This window comes from Pseudoalteromonas sp. B131b (assembly GCF_037162545.1).
Lineage (GTDB): Bacteria > Pseudomonadota > Gammaproteobacteria > Enterobacterales > Alteromonadaceae > Pseudoalteromonas > Pseudoalteromonas fuliginea.
This window is the reverse complement of the sequence record NZ_JARLUZ010000001.1, coordinates 877,818-894,785: the sequence shown is the minus strand read 5'-3', so window position 1 is coordinate 894,785 and position 16,968 is coordinate 877,818. Positions and strand designations below refer to the sequence as shown.

Sequence of the window (16,968 nt, the reverse complement as noted above, 5' to 3'; positions counted from 1 at the left end):
TATACTTTGTGTGTAATTTAATTACACAGCTTGAGCTAACGTTTGGTTTTTAATTAATTCTTCAAGATCAATTATTCTATCTGCGGCTTGTATTGTTTCTTGCCTATGAGCAACGCTAATCCGTGTGATTTTCTTTGATTTTAAATACTGATTGACTTGTAGCTCGGTAATGGCATCTAAGTGGCTAGTTGCTTCATCTAAAAACAAAATGACGGGTTGGCTGTAAAGTGCTCTCGCTAAAAGCAATCTTTGTTTTTGACCTCCTGATAATGAGCTGCCTAAATCACCAACTTGAGTATGTAGACCCATAGGCATGCTCTGAATTTCATGCCATATTGCAGCGCCTTTAACAGCTTCTGTGATTTTATCTAGATCGGGTTTTGGTTCAAAGAAGCAAATATTTTCAATTAAAGAACCATTTAGTAGTTGATCATTTTGCATGACAGTTGCACACATTGAACGAAAGTTTCTCATTCCAAGCATGTTTATCGAATGCCCATCTAATAAGTAATCACCTTGTTCTGCTTTGATTAATCCAGTCATCAATTTAAGTAGTGATGATTTCCCTAAACCGGAACGGCCAATAATTGCGACTGATTCTCCTGCATTTATTTTAAAATTGATTCCTTTAAACAACCAAGGAGAAGATGTTGAGTATCTAAAATGTAAGTCGCGTACTTCGATATGCCCTTTAACGTGTTCTTTTGTTATCGATAATTGGGGGGTTTCTTGCTCTTGGCTTTGCATCACTATATCAGACATTCTACGCAAGTAAGTTGAAGCAAGCTTGAACTTAAATATATGATCTACAAGAGTTTGTGTGCTGCTTGAAAATTGTTGCCTATAAGCTAGGAACGCAATAAACATCCCTATTGTGAACTCTTTATTTATTATTAATGTGGCACCAATAAAAATAACAATTAAATACTCTATTTTACTCACTAAATCTTGGCTAATTTCTGCTGCTATAGTGATCTTTTCACGTTTTATATTTTCATTAGTTGTATCAGCAAATAAATTAAGCCACGAAGAAAGTCTTGTGCTTTCTTTTACGTAGCATTTTATAGGCATAATTGCTCTGATGGTCTCTAAGAAGTGACTATTCTCTTTTGCTTGTTTAGACAAAACTTGTTCTAAATGTTTATTCTCTTTATTGGTTAAATAAAGCCTAAGAAGTAATGTGAAAGAGAGAAATGATACAGATACTAAAGCAAGAGTTGGGGAGTAAGTGTACATAATGATTAAAGTTGTAATGCCGAGAAGCCCTTCAACAATAGCAGAAATAAATCCACGACTGATCATGCGCTGGACCTCATTAAACGCTTCAAACCTTGATTTTATATCTCCAACATGGCGAGATTCAAAAAAGGAAAGTGGTAAATGAAGTAAATGGCGCTGAATATTAGCTTTTACTTGAAAGCCTAAGTTTTTGTCTAAATATAAAATTGCAGCAGAGCGAACAATATTGCTGAAAGTTGTTAATAAGGTGATAGCTATAAAAGCAATCAGCAGCCATATTAGTACTCCATTATCAGAAAGCGGTATGCCATGATCTATTACAATTCTTATATAGTATGGGGATATAAGAAGAAAGCATTGTAGAATCAAAGCAATAATAAATATTTTAAATAAAGACGATGCCAATCCTTCAATATTACCAATAAATGCTCTCAGCGGCATTTTTACTCGCTCATCAGCGACGATAAACTCTGATGATGGGGTAAGTTCAATGGCTATTCCAGTAAATGCTTCAGATACTTGTTTCCAGGCAAGTTTGATCTTTCCTTTAGCTGGGTCATGGATGACTATTCCAGATCTATTAACAGAAGCTAGGGTGACGAAGTGATTAAAGTTCCAATGTAATATTGCAGGTCCCTTTAGTTTTGAGAGCTGCCCTAACTCTAATTTTAACACTCGGCCAGACAGGCCAATATCATCGGCTATTTTTAAAATGTGCTTAACAGTTATCCCTTGAGTTCCAACAGGATAGCGTTGTCGCATAGCAAGCATATTGACTTTGTAGCCATGATAAAAAGCAATCATAGCTATGCAAGTAGTTCCACATTCAGCTACTTCACTTTGTAAAAAAAGTGGTAATTTTGATGGTTTAAAGTCAATATAATCGGTTAGCCGCATTTAAATTTTCACTATTTAATTAAGTTTATAACTTTTTCAGATTGTTGAGTGAGAAGTATTTTTATATCAGCAGAAGGGGATAATTGAGTATAATTTCTAGTTTCTAATTTTAAATATACTTTTTTCTCTTTATCATTAGACTTGTTTCCAATAATCATTGTAACAATGCCATTTAATATATCCTCATTAGCAATTATTTTTACTTTATCGTTTATATTTATATTTGTTTTTTCATTTTTTAATATCCAAAAAGATAATTCATTATCAAGTGGTGTGTTTAATATGTAGCCTAAAGGCTCAAAAGGTTTTGTTATGTTATTTTCGGTTTCAGAGTGAAAGAAAAAACCATCAATTGGAGAGCGTATAAAATCAGTGTTAAGTTCACTTTCATTATTTAATTTAGATATAGATAATATTTTCTGATCTTTTTTTACACTTTCTCCACTTGTTGCAAGGTGCTTATTAATAATTATAACTTCATTATAAATAATGGGTGTATAGTTTTCTGGAGATACCTTTACACTTAAATTTTTACTCGTTGAAAAAGTTAAAATGTTAATAATAAAAAAACTAAATAAAAATATAGCGATTAAAATAAAAATTGAATTATTAATGATTTTAGGTTGTTTTATAAGTGACTTACCTATATCGCTAGATTTGTATTGATTTCTAAGTGCTTCTTTTCTGAACATATTAACAATTGACATGTTGTTAACTTACTTTCTTAACAGCAATATCGCCAACAACACTGTTACTATTCATATAGCTTAAAGGGCAACCCATTTGCCAGCTATCAAGCGTAGTAAAACCTTTAACCCACGTACTAAATTTTTCATTATTTAAGGTCAATGTTCCATCGGGGTTAATTTTTCCAACGGCATTTCTGTCATCATTTAAAGCAACTGTACATTTGTTAAGATTGCCATTTGCTCTAATCCCAATTGAATTTGGTTTACCGGCATAGCATATATAATTAGTATCAGGATTGATGCTTCCAGTTTTTACTGTGTATCGTTGTGTTAGTTCTTTCACTAAATGAACGGCGGATTTTTTGATGTTAAATCCGTTATCACTTTTTGATTATCTCCACCAAGGTTAGTAATTGCTTGAAAAAGCAGATTAAATCGATTGTCTTTTTGGAGAGTTTGATCGTAGCGTTCGCAAAATTTTAACACGCTCTCATGGTTTAAATCAGTTACATGAACTCTGAGTGTTATGGAAAAACCTAAATCGGTATTTGCCGCATCTAGCAATCTTGTCCAAATTTTATCAAAGCTACCACGACCACTTCGTGTTAATCGAGTTTTGTCATGCGACTCTTTGTCACCATCAATAGATATTTGAAAGCTGTTTTGTTTTAGTTCTACTAATCTTGTAAGTGTTTTAATATCAAGCAGAAAGCCATTAGTAGTTAAATCACCTGTAAGCTTACATCCATACTTTTCAGCGAGTGATAAGCTATATTCAGCTATATCAAAAAGAATATCTTTAGCTAATAAAGGTTCACCACCAAACCAACTTAAAGATAAGAATTCCAGTTTTGGAATCTTATTACGAATTAAAGTTTTTGTTGCTTCCACCAACCAATTAGGCATTTTTCCTATTTCGAAATCTTCATAGCAATATACACATCGAAAATTACATTGTTCAGTTGGGAAAAGTATAAGTTGGAATTTTTTATTTGTAAGGCTATTTGCAAGATGTTGTCTAGAAAAACCTTTTACTTTTTGCACATTAGACATGATATTCCTTGTGTATGGGGCTGCTTTTAATAAGCAGTCCCCATTTTATTTTAGTTGCTATCTTTAGATTTACAGCCAAAGTTGATTGTTATACCTTCTTCTTCTTCTTCTTCTGGAGAAAAGCCACCTGCAACTGCATTAGCTAGCTCTTCACTTAGTTCAACCTCACCTGATTCGTTTAATTTAATTTCTTGGCTTTCGATATTTTCAAATTTCTTAGTCATTTTATTTTCCTTTATTAAATGTTAGTACCTCTTCAAGGAGGTGAAACTACTATGACTAATTTTATATGATCTGATAACTGTAATATTTACTAGCTTCTTAATAAAAAATCATTTAAATATGAATTTATTCTTTCTAAGTAATTATTAGTTTCTTTTATTTCTTTTATTTTTTTATTTTTATCGTTTTTTCTATTCTTTTTACTAGGGCTATATAATCTGTTTTTTTGTACAATTCGTTTATTTTTATTTTATTTAATTCACTTGGGTAGTTATCTTGTAAATTACAAAGAGTCATGCCGTAGTTAAATTCATCATTTATTTCTATATATTTTTTAGAGTCTTTTTTACAAGATAAGAAGATGGGGGTAGTTTTTCAATTTCAATTAGATTTGATGAAAAAGTTAATAATAATAAGGAGTCAAGAGGCGTTTTTTCCATCGTTGAGATTAAATGTTTCATAACGGTGTTTGCTTTATTAATTTTCTCCATCCCCATGAAAGCCTCATAGAGACGAAAGCTATACACCCCATTCTTAATGCATGTTGTTTTATTTATTTGTTGCCAACAAAGCTGAATTACAGCTTCATATTCTCCTAAGCCTATTAAAGCTGTTACTTTTGCTTCTAAATACACATCGCTATTCTTCAATTTTTCAGGAATTATTGCTTTAAGCTTAAGTACTTCACTAAAATTTGATTCTAAAATATAGAATTTCAAAAGCTCATCAAGTGTAGCTGCATATAGTGTGTGCCATTGCTCACCTAAAATTTCTTCATTTACAGTTATACCTCCGAGGTTTGCTTTGTCTTGATTTGCGATAATAGCTATTTCATTCATTAATGATTGAAACGCAGATTTCTGATTCGTGAGTTTGTAAAGCCGCAGTAAGTTAATGGTTGGATCTATTAAATGAACTAAATTTTGACTCTGTTTATTTTGTATATATTTATCTGACCAATAGGAAATGGCACGATGTAAAAATTGTTCGGCTTCTTGTGTTTTTCCTTGATAAGCTAAAATGAGAGGAAAAGTATTGATAAGCCAGTGTAGAGTTTCATTGGAATCAGAATTCTGATTGAGAATATCACTATCAAAAGCAATGCACATTTTTTTGCACCATTTTTCGAGATTTGATAAAGATGTTAAGTCTCGCTTTTCAGTAAACCGTTTTAATTTTGGATGATATTGTTTATAAAGTGTAGCCTCCATTAATTAATACCTTCGTGGTTTGTCGCGATTTTAGATTTTTCGTCATTATCCTTTACTTGGCAATACACCTCATCTGGACTGATATACCCTCCTACAAGCGCATCAAGTAACTCCAAGCTTGTAATTTCTATCAATCCGTCATTTGTTCTGTGAGCAGTAATTGCATGTTTTTCATTTTTTATGTTGTTATGCATTGGCTGTACCCTATAACTTTGAATTAAAAAATACAGCCTATTATGGTGTTTTGGTTTTGCAATAATTAATGCGTGATATATGGGTAACTAAAACATAACTTATAAAAAAATCAATTACTTAAAACTTTGTGGCAATTGCTATTGCAGTGAGTTACTATATTGTTTGTTAAGGGACTGTTAAGGTTTAAGTGCGGCTTCATTTATGTTAATTAGGTTTGGTGAATATTGTTTAGACACAGAAGAGATGTCTCTTCAAGTAAATGAGCAGTCTGTTGTACTAGAACCAAAAGTTTTCGCTGTATTGATGTACTTTATTGAACATCATGAGCGTTACATATCAATGGATGAATTACATGAAAATTTATGGAAAGACCGCTGTGTTTCTGATGCTGCTGTAAGGCGAATTATAAGCAAAATCCGCATAGTATTGAACGATGACCATAAGAACCCTAGATACCTTCAATCCCTCTCCAAACGAGGGTATAAATTAATTTGTCCTGTATTTAAAGTTGCTCCGCTTGTAGACAAGAAAAGCGAAGAAAGTTTAGCTCGCAATAAAGTTAGTAAAAGTAAGGCTTTTCTATTTCTTATTATAGTAACCATCTTCGTATTTTCATTAGCCTATTTATTGGCGAAAAAAGAAGATCATGAAATTTCAGTCGTCACTGAGGTAGTCAGCACAGTTGACTCAAATAAAACATCAGTCGCGATTTCGAATGATGGTCGATACATCGCATTTACAAGTAAATTAAGCCGTGGAAATAATTTCCAAATTTACATAAAGGATCAACAAAGCCAAGCTATAAAGGTGCTTGTAGATAATACGATTCTGCCTACAGGTTTAGCTTTTTCACATGATGGAAGCCATTTGTTCTTCTCTGATAATTTAGATGGGGTGGCATCGCTAAAGCGGATAGATCTTACTAGTAAAGAGCATGGCATAGATGTTTTAGTTACACACTTTTCTTTTATAGCCGATGTTTTTATAGGTATAAAAGATAGTGCTATTTATTTCTCGGGGCAAAAGAGTCTCGAAAGTGCAATGCTTATTTATAGATTAAATGCAGGTTCAGGTTTAATCGAAGAGGTTACTTCTGTTGCTCAAAAAGGGGCTCATGATAGCCGGGCTGATATTTCACCGAATTTTGGTCAGTTAGTTGTACTCAGGGTTTACATGGATAGTAAGCGTAATGGTATAAGGGTATTGGATCTAAATACGGGAAGTATTCTTTTCAATTATGAGCAGAGTAATATTATTTATAGTGTTCAGTGGCTTGACGATGAACATATCGTTTTATTAGATGATAAGAAGCTGGCTAAAATCAATGTTAGAACAGGGCGCTTAGATAACATAATTAATAAAAACAAAGGTGTTGTTTCATTTGATGTGGTAAGCCCAAACATGCTACTTGTTATTAGAGATAACGACATAATCAATACAATCATTGAAAAAAAACTGCCTTTAAGTAACTTTAAAAATATTGAATTGATTCAGGAAAGACAATCAGGACAAAGTAGTATTATCGATTATCAACCCATAGGAGATAAGGTTTGGATGATCGAGAAGCTTAAAGGTGTAAGCGATTTAGCTTTTTATCAAAAGGAAAAACCTAAAGAAAAGGTTGTGTTTTTAAGCACGGAAAAATCACTTGAGTTGATAGCGCCATCTTTGTCTGGGCAATATGTGCTACTTAAACTCCAAGGTCGTATTACTATACTAAATACGTTTAATAATAACTTAACCTATATATCTAAAGTAGATGAAATAATAGGTGACGTTGCTTTTTCAGATGATGAAACATCTATTTTATATAGTAAAAAAAGTAATGGCGACTGGTTGGTTTTTGAATATTTTATTAAAGAAAAAACTAAATCTATCATTTTTGAGGGTTATCGTTTTGTCCGACAATTTAAAGGCGACTATATATTAGGTGATAATACAGGACAGTTGTATCATTATGATGTGAATCTAAAAGCGATGGCCCTATTGCCAATAAGTGTGTCGAAAGAGAAGTATACGAATTGGACTGTTGTGAATGGTAAAATTTTCTGGAGTGGCCATAACTTGATAAATACGACATTCTATGAAATTGATGTGGATGATGTTGATGGCTCTAGCCTAAGCTCTAAAACTTTTGACTTTAGTGTGATTAGACCAAAATTTCATGTGGACAAAATAAATAATTTAGTTGTAGTTGATAGTTTAGGAAATAAATATAGTGAAATAATTTCCATTAAAATTCAGTGATTTATGAGTGTGATTCATTAGGTTACGAAAAAGTTTTTAGTTTGTTATTGATATATTGCCTCTTCTAGCTCAAATTTGATGTGAAGCATATAACAACTAAGCAACTACCTAATAAGGGTCTACTATGAAAAATATTTATGTGAAATCTTTAATCTTTACAGCCATTTCTGCTCTTTTAATGCTAGCAAGTATAGATGGTGTTAGTGCGGGTTATGACACCTTACAACTTAGTGATAATGATTCACCTAGCTCTAATTGTGTAATATATCCTATATTGTGCAGAAAAGAATCTTAGATGAGTTATGGCCATGGTTAACATAAATGAGCTTCACACTCGAATTCGTCTAATAAATTCGGTAAGTAGTTTTAATAATTTTTTTAGATATAAAGAATACTTATAACTATGTTCAAATGGGGATTGTTATTTTTGAACTCTCTGACTTATTTCAATTTGATGTGAGCCATTTTGGTAATTTTAATGATGCTTTTTTGGATAACATTAAGTCTAATAATGAATTGGTCCGTTATTGCGTCAATGAAGTAAAAACGATTCAACTTAGTGAACTCAGCAAGGGCTGCGAGTTTACACTAATTATTCCGATAAGCTTACACAATAACAAGTTTGCCTGCTTGGTGATTGAATTGCCAAGTTTGAGTGTTGAATCACATAACATTCAAGTTATGGGTGACTATTGGCGAATATTCTTGGTAGAAATCTTTGAAGCGTATAGGCGAGTATTTAGCAGCAATGCCGTTAAGATAACGCGAAGAGAAAAAGAGTGTATTCAGTGGGCTTCCATGGGGAAAACATCGTGGGAAATAAGCCAAATTCTAAGTATTAGTCAAAGAACCGTTGATTTTCATCTAACAAATTGTATTAGAAAAACAAACAGCACAAACCGACAACATGCAATTGTTAAATGTATTTTAAGTGGGCAATTACTTACATAATATATGAATTTTCCAGAGTAACCAAAAGCGCATTTTGCGCTTTTTTTGATCTACATCTTGCCATTTGAATCGTTTCGTTTAAAATCTATTAACTTTCGAAACGAAACTTAATTTATGACTAAACGAAACACACAGCAACGTCGTCACAATATCTTGGTTCAGGTTAATGAGCTAGGTGAAGTCGTGGTTGAAAAGTTAGCAGAACAGTTTCAAACCTCCGAAGTAACCATTCGAAAAGATTTAACCGCGCTTGAAAAAAGTGGTTTATTGCTGCGCCGTTACGGTGGTGCTATTGCATTGCCTAAAGAGATTGTTAGCGATGAAATAGATTCAAAGCGCAAAGTGGCTATAGCAAAAGCAGCAGCAAAACTTATAAAAGATCATAACCGAATTATTATAGATAGCGGACGTACTACAGCCGCAATGATCCCTGAGCTTGCAAATAAACGCGGGTTAGTTGTTATGACCAATGCCATTAAAGTCGCGAGTCGTTTACTATCACTTGAAAACGAGCCGACACTTTTGATGACCGGTGGAACATGGGACCCGCATTCTGAGTCGTTTCAGGGGCAAGTTGCCGAAAATGTATTATGCTCTTACGACTTCGATCAGCTATTTATTGGTGCTGATGGCATAGATGTAAAACGTGGCACAACCACTTTTAATGAGCTGGTGGGTTTGAGCCAAGTTATGGCAAAAGCGGCACGTGAAGTAATCGTAATGGTTGAATCAGATAAGATTGGCCGAAAAATACCAAATTTAGAATTACCGTGGAAAATAGTAACCACATTAATAACCGACAACGGCTTAGCTGACGATAAACGCAAAGCAATTGAGGCGTGTGGTGTAAAACTAATTTGCGCAGAGATTATACAATAGCTACTTAGTAGCAAGTATTTAAAAAATTAATGGAGACACTATGTGTGGAATAGTTGGGGCAGTTGCAGAACGTCCAGTAAATAAAATCTTAGTTGAAGGCCTTAAACGCCTTGAATACCGTGGTTACGATTCAGCAGGCGTAGCATTGCTTGATGGCAACACACTTAATACGGTAAAAGCAGTAGGTAAAGTAGTTAACGTAGAAGCAGCGCTAGAAAAAGCAGGCGTTAGCGGTCATACAGGTATTGCACACACTCGCTGGGCAACACACGGTAGCGTAACAGAAGCCAATGCTCACCCACATGTTTCAAATAGCCAGCTTGCACTTGTCCACAATGGTATTATTGAAAACCATGCAAGCTTACGTGCTGCGCTTAAAGGTGACGGCTATGAATTTTTATCAGACACCGATACCGAAGTTATGGTGCATTTAATTCATCAATTACGCCAACAACACACTACATTGTTAGCCTCTGTTCAAGCTGCGGTAAAACAGTTTGAAGGCGCTTTTGGTACCGTTGTATTTGATAAAGACAACGACAACGAAATTATTGTAGCGCGCTCAGGCAGCCCACTTGTTATTGGTTTAGGCCTTGGTGAAAACTTTATTGCCTCTGACCAACTTGCATTATTACCTGTTACTCGCAGCTTCATCTTTTTAGAAGAAGGCGATGTAGCGCGTATTACTCGCGACACAGTCGAAATTTTTGATGCAGACGGTAACGCCGTTGAGCGTGAAGTTATTGAATCAAACATTACGCAAGATGCATCAGGCAAAGGCGATTACCGCCACTACATGCTAAAAGAAATTTACGAGCAGCCACTTGCTGTACGTAATACCCTTGAAGGACGTTTAAACGACGATCGCGTAGCAATTGATGCGTTTGGCGAAAGCGCTCAGCAAATATTTAAAGACGTAAAACATGTGCAAATTATTGCCTGTGGTACGTCTTATCATTCAGGTATGGTTGCACGTTACTGGCTTGAGCAGTTTGCGGGTGTTAGCTGTAATGTAGAAATAGCTTCTGAATTTAGATACCGCCAGTCGTTTGTACATGAAAATAGCTTACTAGTTACTATTTCTCAATCGGGTGAAACAGCCGATACGCTAGCTGCATTACGCTTAGCTAAAGAGCAAGGTTACATGGCCTCAATGACCATTTGTAACGTACCTGGTTCATCGCTTGTACGCGAATCAGACCTTGCCTTTATGACCAAAGCGGGCGCTGAAATTGGTGTAGCATCTACTAAAGCATTTACTACGCAATTAGTTGGTTTGTTAATGCTTACTGCGTCTATAGCGCAAGAGAAAGGCCTTGATCAAAGCGCAATTGTAAATGCAATTAAAGTACTTCCCGCTAAGTTAGAAGAAACATTATTACTTGCTGATGGCATTGCAGACCTAGCAGAAGAGTTTGCCGACAAGCACCATTCATTATTTTTAGGTCGTGGCTCGCAATACCCAATTGCAATGGAAGGTGCGCTTAAGCTAAAAGAAATTTCGTACATTCATGCGGAAGCTTACGCCGCTGGCGAGCTAAAACATGGGCCACTTGCACTTATTGATGCCGACATGCCTATTATTGTTGTAGCACCAAACAATGAGCTATTAGAAAAGCTTAAATCAAACGTAGAAGAAGTACGCGCACGTGGCGGCATTATTTACGTATTCGCAGATAAAGATTCACACTTTGAGTCAGACGACACAATGCGTGTAATCAACGTAAACCACACTGACGACATTATTGCGCCAATTGTTTACACCTTGCCATTGCAGCTACTGTCGTACTACGTAGCGGTAATTAAAGGCACTGACGTTGACCAACCACGTAACTTAGCTAAATCGGTTACGGTTGAGTAAAATCAATGAGTTGGTGATTACCCGTTAAAGATAAAAAGGCGCTCAATGCGCCTTTTTAATATGTGCGCTCACTTAAGTTATAAGCAAAGTAGCCATAGGCAATTACTAACATCAAACCTAAAAATGATATGTGCATTATACGAGCTAAAATTAAGTCTATAGGCCGCGCGTGTCGCAAAATCGCTTCATCATTAACTATCGTAGCTTTTACTGACTTTTGCCGTCTAATAACTTTGCCATACATGCTTACTCTTATGCCTATTCCTTTGTCCCAAAGCGGCTCATGTACCCCTTCTTCGCGCAATTTTCTCTCAATGTGTTTCATTGTAATGCGAGTGAAGCATAAGGTTGAAATAAGATAGCTCATTATTATTGGTAAAGAGATAAATAAAAATATTTTTTCAGGCATTACATACATAATTTAAAACCAGTCAATGCTTGAGCTTAAATCATATAATTCGCCAGAAATAAACTTACCAACTTCATCACCCGCTTTACCGACCATGAATCCAGCCCCGAGGCCGGCTCCAATTAAGATAACCCAACCAACTGGCCCCATGGCAATTGCTATACCTACACCAGCTGTAACTGTTGCACTTCCGGCGCCAATGCCTGCGGCTGTCCCTAAACCAAGCCCTGTTGTTTCAACAATGGCACGTCGCTGCCAATCTTTACCTGCTTTGTAATCTTTATAAACGCTATCAGCTCGAAGACCAGCATCAACAGCAATGATAAACTTTCCTGCAAAATTAGAATTTTGTTCTAGTCTACGTAAGTGCTGTATGTTAGCTAAAGAAGTTAATTTGAGGGGAGTAGAAGTTCTTGCGCTTCTTGCTGTATCAATGCCTCGCTGTGCACTAGACCATATATTACCTTTCGCAGATGCTTTCACCTGGCCTTTGAATTTGACCATTTCCCTTTTAAATACAGTATTAAGCTCTAGGTGAGCTTGCTTAGCTCTGTTACCTAGCTTGATTAGTTCTAACTTAGGTTGCTTGTTTTGCGATGCTTTTCTTATTTCAATTAAGCTAGTTTGGTATTTTAGAATTGCTTTTCCAAATGAGCTCAATCTTACTTGGCTTGACTCTAGGGAAGTAAATGCCGCACCAGTAGCGGCAATAGCGTCAAAATTTCTACCTGAAAATTTTAGTTCTGTCAGTTTTCTTACTTTGTCCACGTATGGGGAGATTTCTGCGTCATATAGTGCGGCAATAGCCAAGGCATCTTCATCACCGAAGCTGTTTACTATAGTGCTGACATTTCTTTTTGTATGCTGAGGCCAAGACACAGTACTGTCAAGTGCGCAAGCTATGTCAGGACGAGAACGCCTAAAGTCGCTCATATCCCCAGACTGTGGGGATCTTAAAATAAAGGGGTTCCTTGAGGTATAAAATTACCTATAATATGAGGGTTATCTTCTCTAAATCGCTTTAGTTGCTCTAAATCACTGGTGTTAAATGGTAGGCTTGCTCTGCTTTTTGTATTAAAGCATAAATCAAATTGAGACATGATATTTCCTTGTATCTAAAACTTATCCATCAGATTACAAAAAATAACACACTTGAAATATTGAAATCAAGAGTACAGTGTGTTTAAGCTATTTTCGTAATGATTGATCTATTTGAAAAATAGTATTAATACAAAGCAATATCCAGGGGATAATCGTTGAATAAAACAAGGTTCATTTTATTAAAACCACTAATCTCTACTTAATAAGCGCTAAATACGCTAAAATTGCAGGCTAATTTTTTAGCAATGAGCCCGTAATAAATATGACCTCAGCCACAAGCCCTAGCACTTTTTCCGAACTTGGCCTTATTCCAGAGCTATTAGCTCGATTAACCGATTTGGAATATACCCAGCCTACATCTATTCAAGCTAAGGCTATACCTAGTGTGCTTGCGGGCAATGACCTAATTGCAGGGGCAAATACGGGCTCGGGTAAAACAGCAACGTTTGCATTGCCTATGCTACAAAAGCTATTTTTAGAGCAAGGCGCTAAAAAAGCAGCGAGCAAAGGCAACTTTGTAACGGGACTTATTTTAGTACCGACGCGTGAGCTTGCTACGCAAGTGGCCGATAGTGTTAAGTCGTATTCTGCTAACTTTAATGGCGCAATTAAAACGGTGGCCGTGTTTGGTGGTGTGTCGGTTAATACACAAATGCAGGCACTGCGTGGTGGTGCTGATATTATTGTGGCAACACCAGGGCGCTTACTCGATTTAATCTCAAGCAATGCCATTAAGCTCGATAATGTAACTACGCTTGTGCTTGATGAAGCCGACCGCATGCTAAGCCTTGGCTTTATCGAAGAACTGGCTAATTTGTTGGCTCTTATGCCTGCTAAAAAGCAAACTATGTTGTTTTCAGCGACCTTTCCTGAGCAAGTAACACAATTAACGCAAGAGCTGCTAAATAATCCAGTTGAAATACAAGTACAAAACAAAGAAGAGAGCACACTTGTTCAACGCGTGTTTACGGTAAATAAAGGTGAAAAAACCACTGTTTTAGCGCATTTAATTAAAACGCATAAATGGCGCCAAGCATTGATTTTTGTAAACGCGAAAAAAGACTGTGAGCATTTAGCGGCTAAGCTTGAAAAACACGGTGTTAATGCACAAGTGTTTCATGGTGATAAAGGCCAAAGTGAACGTACTCGCGTAATAGAAAAGTTTAAAGCGGGCGAAATCGAAGTACTTATCGCAACCGATATTGCTGCTCGTGGTTTAGATATTGAAAAGCTGCCAGTGGTAATAAACTTTAACCTACCACGCAGTCCTTCTGATTATATGCACCGTATTGGCCGAAGCGGCCGTGCTGGTGAAGTAGGCTTAGCGCTTTCATTGGTTGATTATGAAGATTTGCATCACTTTAAAATAATCGAGAAGAAAAACAAACTACGCTTAGAGCGTGAACAGGTTACAGGCTTTGCTGTAAACCAAGCTAACCTTGATGCTGCACAGGCGCTTAAAAATGAAAAGCCAATGGCAAAACCAGAAGGCACAGGCAAGAAAAAGAAAAAAATAAAGCCGATGATATAGATGATGTATGGAGCGGCTGGAGAGGGCGCAATTAATAGACACAAAAAAGCCGACATACGTCGGCTTTTTTATTGGGAAGTTAAAAACATGTTTAAAGTTAAATTACATGTTATTTAGTTGTTTAACCATCGCTTGGGCTACTTCTCGTGAAGATTGATAATTGGTACCGGTAATAATTCGACCTTCAACTTCAATAAATGATTGGTTTCGTTGCCCATAATTGAATATTCCACCGCGTTGTTTAATAAGGCTTTCTATCGAAAAGGGAAATTGTTGGTAATAAGCTGCGTCTGTTTTTTCAAAGGCGGTTGGATAGCCTGTAATTTTACGCCCTGCAACTAAGTACTCGCCACTAGCCAGTTTGAGATTAACTATACCAGCGGTGCCATGGCACACAGCGGAAATTATCCCTTTATTTTGTTCATAAACATGCATAGAAATTGCTTGAATGTCTTTGTTCTCAGTGACCTGATACATCGCATTACCGCCACCAACATAGTGAACAGCTAAATACTTTTCAGGGTCGACTTGTTCAGGTGCTAATGTGTACGCTAACTTGTACATAAAGTCTTGATTATAAATGTATTGGCGATGTGTTTTATCTGAAGTATTAATATAGGCAAGTGGTAAGGTACCCCCTTTGCTACTTACAACATCAACCTGATACCCTGCATTTATGAACACGTCATAAGCTTCTACTAATTCAGAAAAGCTAGTGCCTGTAGCTAGGGCTGAGTCGCCATGAAAGTCGGCACTCGATACTATAAATAACACACGTTTATCCATCGCAGCTAAAAACTGTTCTGATTGCGTAATATCCAGTTGGCTGGCTGTTTTACTAACAATTTTCCAGCCGTCAGAAAAGCGTTTTAGTAAGAACTGATCGATGTATTGTTTTACGGGTGAGGCGGTCGTTATTTTTGCACGAGCCGTGGCTATATCGTTATCAACTGTTATTGAAAGAATGGCACCTGTTCGCGTTACTTTTTTTGTTTTAAACCAGCTTGCAAATTCCTTTGCCGTAACTTGCCAAAATGGTTTATTAGGGTGGCTCAGAATTAGGCTTGCTTTAGGGTGAAATGCTGAGGTTATTAAGTTTGGATCTGCGTTGCTGGTGCCGTCTATGTATTTTTGAATGACTACATGCACAGCTTGCTGTTGCTCTGAGTTATTGGCTAAGGTTGAAAACTGAGTGATTGCCAGTAGTAATATAAAAAATTTAATGATTGTTTTCACAGTTATAAGCTCTTAATTTAATGTGGCTTTAAATTTAAGCTAAATATAATTAAAACAATGAATTAGTTTATATTTTAGGAGTCTCAAATTATAAATTGAGAGTTCTAAACTTATTTGGAGTCAACCCAGTTTGTTGTTTAAACGCATTATAAAATGTGGATGGTGCGCTAAAACCGCTTTGCTCTGCAATATCATCAATACTGGTGTTTGGGTGTTCAAGCAATAGCCCTTTTGCACATGCCACGCGCAAACTATTGACGTATTGTTTAAAGTTCATTTGATAGTGCTTATTGAGCAGTTGCGATAAAACAGTATGCGATGTTGATAACCGCTTAGCCAAGCGAGGCAAAGTTAACTGTGGATCGATATATAGCTGATCTTTAGCCATCAACTGATTTAGCAAAATAGAGTAGTGTTCTGCCTGTTCTTTAGACAATTTATTATTGGCATATTTATCTATTTTATTCGATGAAGGCGAAGGTGGTTTTAACAGTATTATTGACGATAAATATAAGACGACCGAAAAGCTGATCGCCCCCATAATATAAGAGGTATATGAGGCAGTAAAATACGCCAGCCAAATTAAACTACACCCTACGATAGTTATAAATGTTTGCTCAGAAAGAAGCTGCTTCCAATTACCGGCTACCTCTTTAAAACGAGAATAGTAGAGGTAGCTTGCGATTATAAGGCAGACAAACCATACATAGCTTGAACCTCGATACAGCCAATATTGCCATAATTCAAGATTTTCATTGTAGGGGTAAATCATCCCGATAGTAAAAACAACTCCGACCAGACAAATAAATAGTCGACTAGGGAAGTTATTTACAGTGACTGATTTTGATTTCGTATAGGTGTAGACAACTAAGCAGGGACCAAGTAGGCAGCATGCGGTCAGCCCTATTTGTAAAATACTTTTATCGAGTGTGGGTATAAAATAAAAAGCGACTGACTTAGCAATACGAACACTGATTAGTAACAGTAGGACAGCTAACCATGTGTCTGACGGTTGTTTATTTTTACGAACAAATAGCCATAGTGCTAATATAACGCCATTAAATGCGCCTAATGAAGAAAAGAAAAACAATAGGTATGAATAAGCTTTCATAAAAAGTTAAGTCCATTAATTTGTGTTAACTATCCCAAATTAACCTTTAAATCGCAAATCTATTGGTACGCTTAATTCTTGGAGTCATAAAGCGCTTTATTAAATAAGTAAAAATACCGAACAATTTACAGTATTG

General features: G+C 36.0%; 17 protein-coding genes and 1 pseudogene. 6 read left to right on the top strand and 12 right to left on the bottom strand.

The window, feature by feature from the left end; translation table 11 throughout:
* Positions 1-21: 21 nt before the first annotated feature.
* From P4S65_RS04170 to P4S65_RS04140, 7 genes are all read right to left on the bottom strand, one after another.
* The gene (locus tag P4S65_RS04170) at positions 22-2,136 is read right to left on the bottom strand and encodes a peptidase domain-containing ABC transporter (protein WP_337119630.1); all 2,115 of its coding nucleotides are present in this window, start codon (positions 2,134-2,136) and stop codon (positions 22-24) included.
* Positions 2,137-2,147: 11 nt separating this feature from the next.
* On the bottom strand, positions 2,148-2,843 hold the full coding sequence (locus P4S65_RS04165) for a hypothetical protein (RefSeq protein ID WP_096794011.1): 696 nt from the start codon (positions 2,841-2,843) through the stop codon (positions 2,148-2,150).
* 4 nt (positions 2,844-2,847) lie between these two features.
* The gene (locus P4S65_RS04160; RefSeq protein WP_337119629.1) at positions 2,848-3,168 is read right to left on the bottom strand and encodes a hypothetical protein; all 321 of its coding nucleotides are present in this window, start codon (positions 3,166-3,168) and stop codon (positions 2,848-2,850) included.
* Entirely contained in the window at positions 3,168-3,878 is a 711-nt protein-coding gene (locus tag P4S65_RS04155; protein WP_337119628.1) for a radical SAM protein, read from the bottom strand. The genes P4S65_RS04160 and P4S65_RS04155 overlap by 1 nt, the downstream gene beginning before the upstream one ends.
* A 50-nt stretch (positions 3,879-3,928) precedes the next feature.
* On the bottom strand, positions 3,929-4,102 hold the full coding sequence (locus P4S65_RS04150) for a hypothetical protein (protein WP_157770558.1): 174 nt from the start codon (positions 4,100-4,102) through the stop codon (positions 3,929-3,931).
* A 321-nt stretch (positions 4,103-4,423) separates the two neighbouring features.
* Positions 4,424-5,311 carry a hypothetical protein gene (locus tag P4S65_RS04145; protein ID WP_337119627.1) on the bottom strand — a complete coding sequence of 296 codons (888 nt, stop codon included), beginning with the start codon at positions 5,309-5,311 and terminating at the stop codon, positions 4,424-4,426.
* Positions 5,311-5,505, bottom strand: a complete 195-nt coding sequence (locus P4S65_RS04140; protein ID WP_096794008.1) for a hypothetical protein — start codon at positions 5,503-5,505, stop codon at positions 5,311-5,313. Before P4S65_RS04140 ends, P4S65_RS04145 begins: the two co-directional genes overlap by 1 nt.
* Before the next feature lie 202 nt (positions 5,506-5,707).
* Here P4S65_RS04140 and P4S65_RS04135 point away from each other — a divergent pair, with 202 nt between their 5' ends.
* The 5 genes from P4S65_RS04135 (at position 5,708) to glmS (ending at position 11,444) form a co-directional block, all read left to right on the top strand.
* Positions 5,708-7,753, top strand: coding sequence for a winged helix-turn-helix domain-containing protein (locus P4S65_RS04135; RefSeq protein WP_096794007.1), 2,046 nt, complete (start codon positions 5,708-5,710; stop codon positions 7,751-7,753).
* Between the two features lie 124 nt (positions 7,754-7,877).
* Positions 7,878-8,048, top strand: a complete 171-nt coding sequence (locus P4S65_RS04130; RefSeq protein ID WP_157770557.1) for a hypothetical protein — start codon at positions 7,878-7,880, stop codon at positions 8,046-8,048.
* Between the two features lie 116 nt (positions 8,049-8,164).
* The gene (locus tag P4S65_RS04125) at positions 8,165-8,704 is read left to right on the top strand and encodes a helix-turn-helix transcriptional regulator (RefSeq protein WP_337119626.1); all 540 of its coding nucleotides are present in this window, start codon (positions 8,165-8,167) and stop codon (positions 8,702-8,704) included.
* A gap of 114 nt (positions 8,705-8,818) precedes the next feature.
* Positions 8,819-9,583 (top strand): DeoR/GlpR family DNA-binding transcription regulator, encoded by a 765-nt coding sequence (locus P4S65_RS04120; RefSeq protein ID WP_033030535.1) that lies wholly within the window; start codon positions 8,819-8,821, stop codon positions 9,581-9,583.
* 40 nt (positions 9,584-9,623) lie between these two features.
* Positions 9,624-11,444 carry a glutamine--fructose-6-phosphate transaminase (isomerizing) gene (gene glmS, locus P4S65_RS04115; protein ID WP_306724574.1) on the top strand — a complete coding sequence of 607 codons (1,821 nt, stop codon included), beginning with the start codon at positions 9,624-9,626 and terminating at the stop codon, positions 11,442-11,444.
* Positions 11,445-11,499: 55 nt separating this feature from the next.
* On the opposite strand, the gene P4S65_RS04110 is transcribed toward glmS, so the two are convergent.
* The 3 genes from P4S65_RS04110 to P4S65_RS04100 all read right to left on the bottom strand — a co-directional run bounded on the left by P4S65_RS04110 (position 11,500) and on the right by P4S65_RS04100 (position 12,953).
* Positions 11,500-11,853 (bottom strand): hypothetical protein, encoded by a 354-nt coding sequence (locus P4S65_RS04110; RefSeq protein WP_337119625.1) that lies wholly within the window; start codon positions 11,851-11,853, stop codon positions 11,500-11,502.
* A 12-nt stretch (positions 11,854-11,865) separates the two neighbouring features.
* The gene (locus P4S65_RS04105) at positions 11,866-12,732 is read right to left on the bottom strand and encodes a hypothetical protein (protein WP_337119624.1); all 867 of its coding nucleotides are present in this window, start codon (positions 12,730-12,732) and stop codon (positions 11,866-11,868) included.
* 74 nt (positions 12,733-12,806) lie between these two features.
* Positions 12,807-12,953, bottom strand: coding sequence for a hypothetical protein (locus P4S65_RS04100; protein ID WP_157847575.1), 147 nt, complete (start codon positions 12,951-12,953; stop codon positions 12,807-12,809).
* Between the two features lie 263 nt (positions 12,954-13,216).
* Between P4S65_RS04100 and P4S65_RS04095 the strand changes: the two are divergent.
* Positions 13,217-14,520: pseudogene (locus P4S65_RS04095) on the top strand (DEAD/DEAH box helicase).
* 67 nt (positions 14,521-14,587) lie between these two features.
* Here the strand turns inward: P4S65_RS04095 and P4S65_RS04090 are convergent.
* Together P4S65_RS04090 and P4S65_RS04085 are read right to left on the bottom strand one after the other, a co-directional pair.
* A complete protein-coding gene (locus P4S65_RS04090; protein WP_337119623.1) occupies positions 14,588-15,721 on the bottom strand; it encodes a nuclear transport factor 2 family protein in 1,134 nt (377 codons plus the stop codon).
* Between the two features lie 88 nt (positions 15,722-15,809).
* Positions 15,810-16,832, bottom strand: a complete 1,023-nt coding sequence (locus P4S65_RS04085; protein WP_337119622.1) for an AraC family transcriptional regulator — start codon at positions 16,830-16,832, stop codon at positions 15,810-15,812.
* Between the last annotated feature and the right edge of the window lie 136 nt (positions 16,833-16,968).

Bases quoted from the DNA above. Each gene is read 5' to 3' on its own strand.
- P4S65_RS04170 (WP_337119630.1), bottom strand. From the start codon at position 2,136: ATGCGGCTAACCGATTATATTGACTTTAAACCATCAAAATTACCACTT.
- P4S65_RS04165 (WP_096794011.1), bottom strand. From the start codon at position 2,843: ATGTCAATTGTTAATATGTTCAGAAAAGAAGCACTTAGAAATCAATAC.
- P4S65_RS04155 (WP_337119628.1), bottom strand. From the start codon at position 3,878: ATGTCTAATGTGCAAAAAGTAAAAGGTTTTTCTAGACAACATCTTGCA.
- P4S65_RS04150 (WP_157770558.1), bottom strand. From the start codon at position 4,102: ATGACTAAGAAATTTGAAAATATCGAAAGCCAAGAAATTAAATTAAAC.
- P4S65_RS04145 (WP_337119627.1), bottom strand. From the start codon at position 5,311: ATGGAGGCTACACTTTATAAACAATATCATCCAAAATTAAAACGGTTT.
- P4S65_RS04140 (WP_096794008.1), bottom strand. From the start codon at position 5,505: ATGCATAACAACATAAAAAATGAAAAACATGCAATTACTGCTCACAGA.
- P4S65_RS04135 (WP_096794007.1), top strand. From the start codon at position 5,708: ATGTTAATTAGGTTTGGTGAATATTGTTTAGACACAGAAGAGATGTCT.
- P4S65_RS04130 (WP_157770557.1), top strand. From the start codon at position 7,878: ATGAAAAATATTTATGTGAAATCTTTAATCTTTACAGCCATTTCTGCT.
- P4S65_RS04125 (WP_337119626.1), top strand. From the start codon at position 8,165: ATGGGGATTGTTATTTTTGAACTCTCTGACTTATTTCAATTTGATGTG.
- P4S65_RS04120 (WP_033030535.1), top strand. From the start codon at position 8,819: ATGACTAAACGAAACACACAGCAACGTCGTCACAATATCTTGGTTCAG.
- glmS (WP_306724574.1), top strand. From the start codon at position 9,624: ATGTGTGGAATAGTTGGGGCAGTTGCAGAACGTCCAGTAAATAAAATC.
- P4S65_RS04110 (WP_337119625.1), bottom strand. From the start codon at position 11,853: ATGCCTGAAAAAATATTTTTATTTATCTCTTTACCAATAATAATGAGC.
- P4S65_RS04100 (WP_157847575.1), bottom strand. From the start codon at position 12,953: ATGTCTCAATTTGATTTATGCTTTAATACAAAAAGCAGAGCAAGCCTA.
- P4S65_RS04085 (WP_337119622.1), bottom strand. From the start codon at position 16,832: ATGAAAGCTTATTCATACCTATTGTTTTTCTTTTCTTCATTAGGCGCA.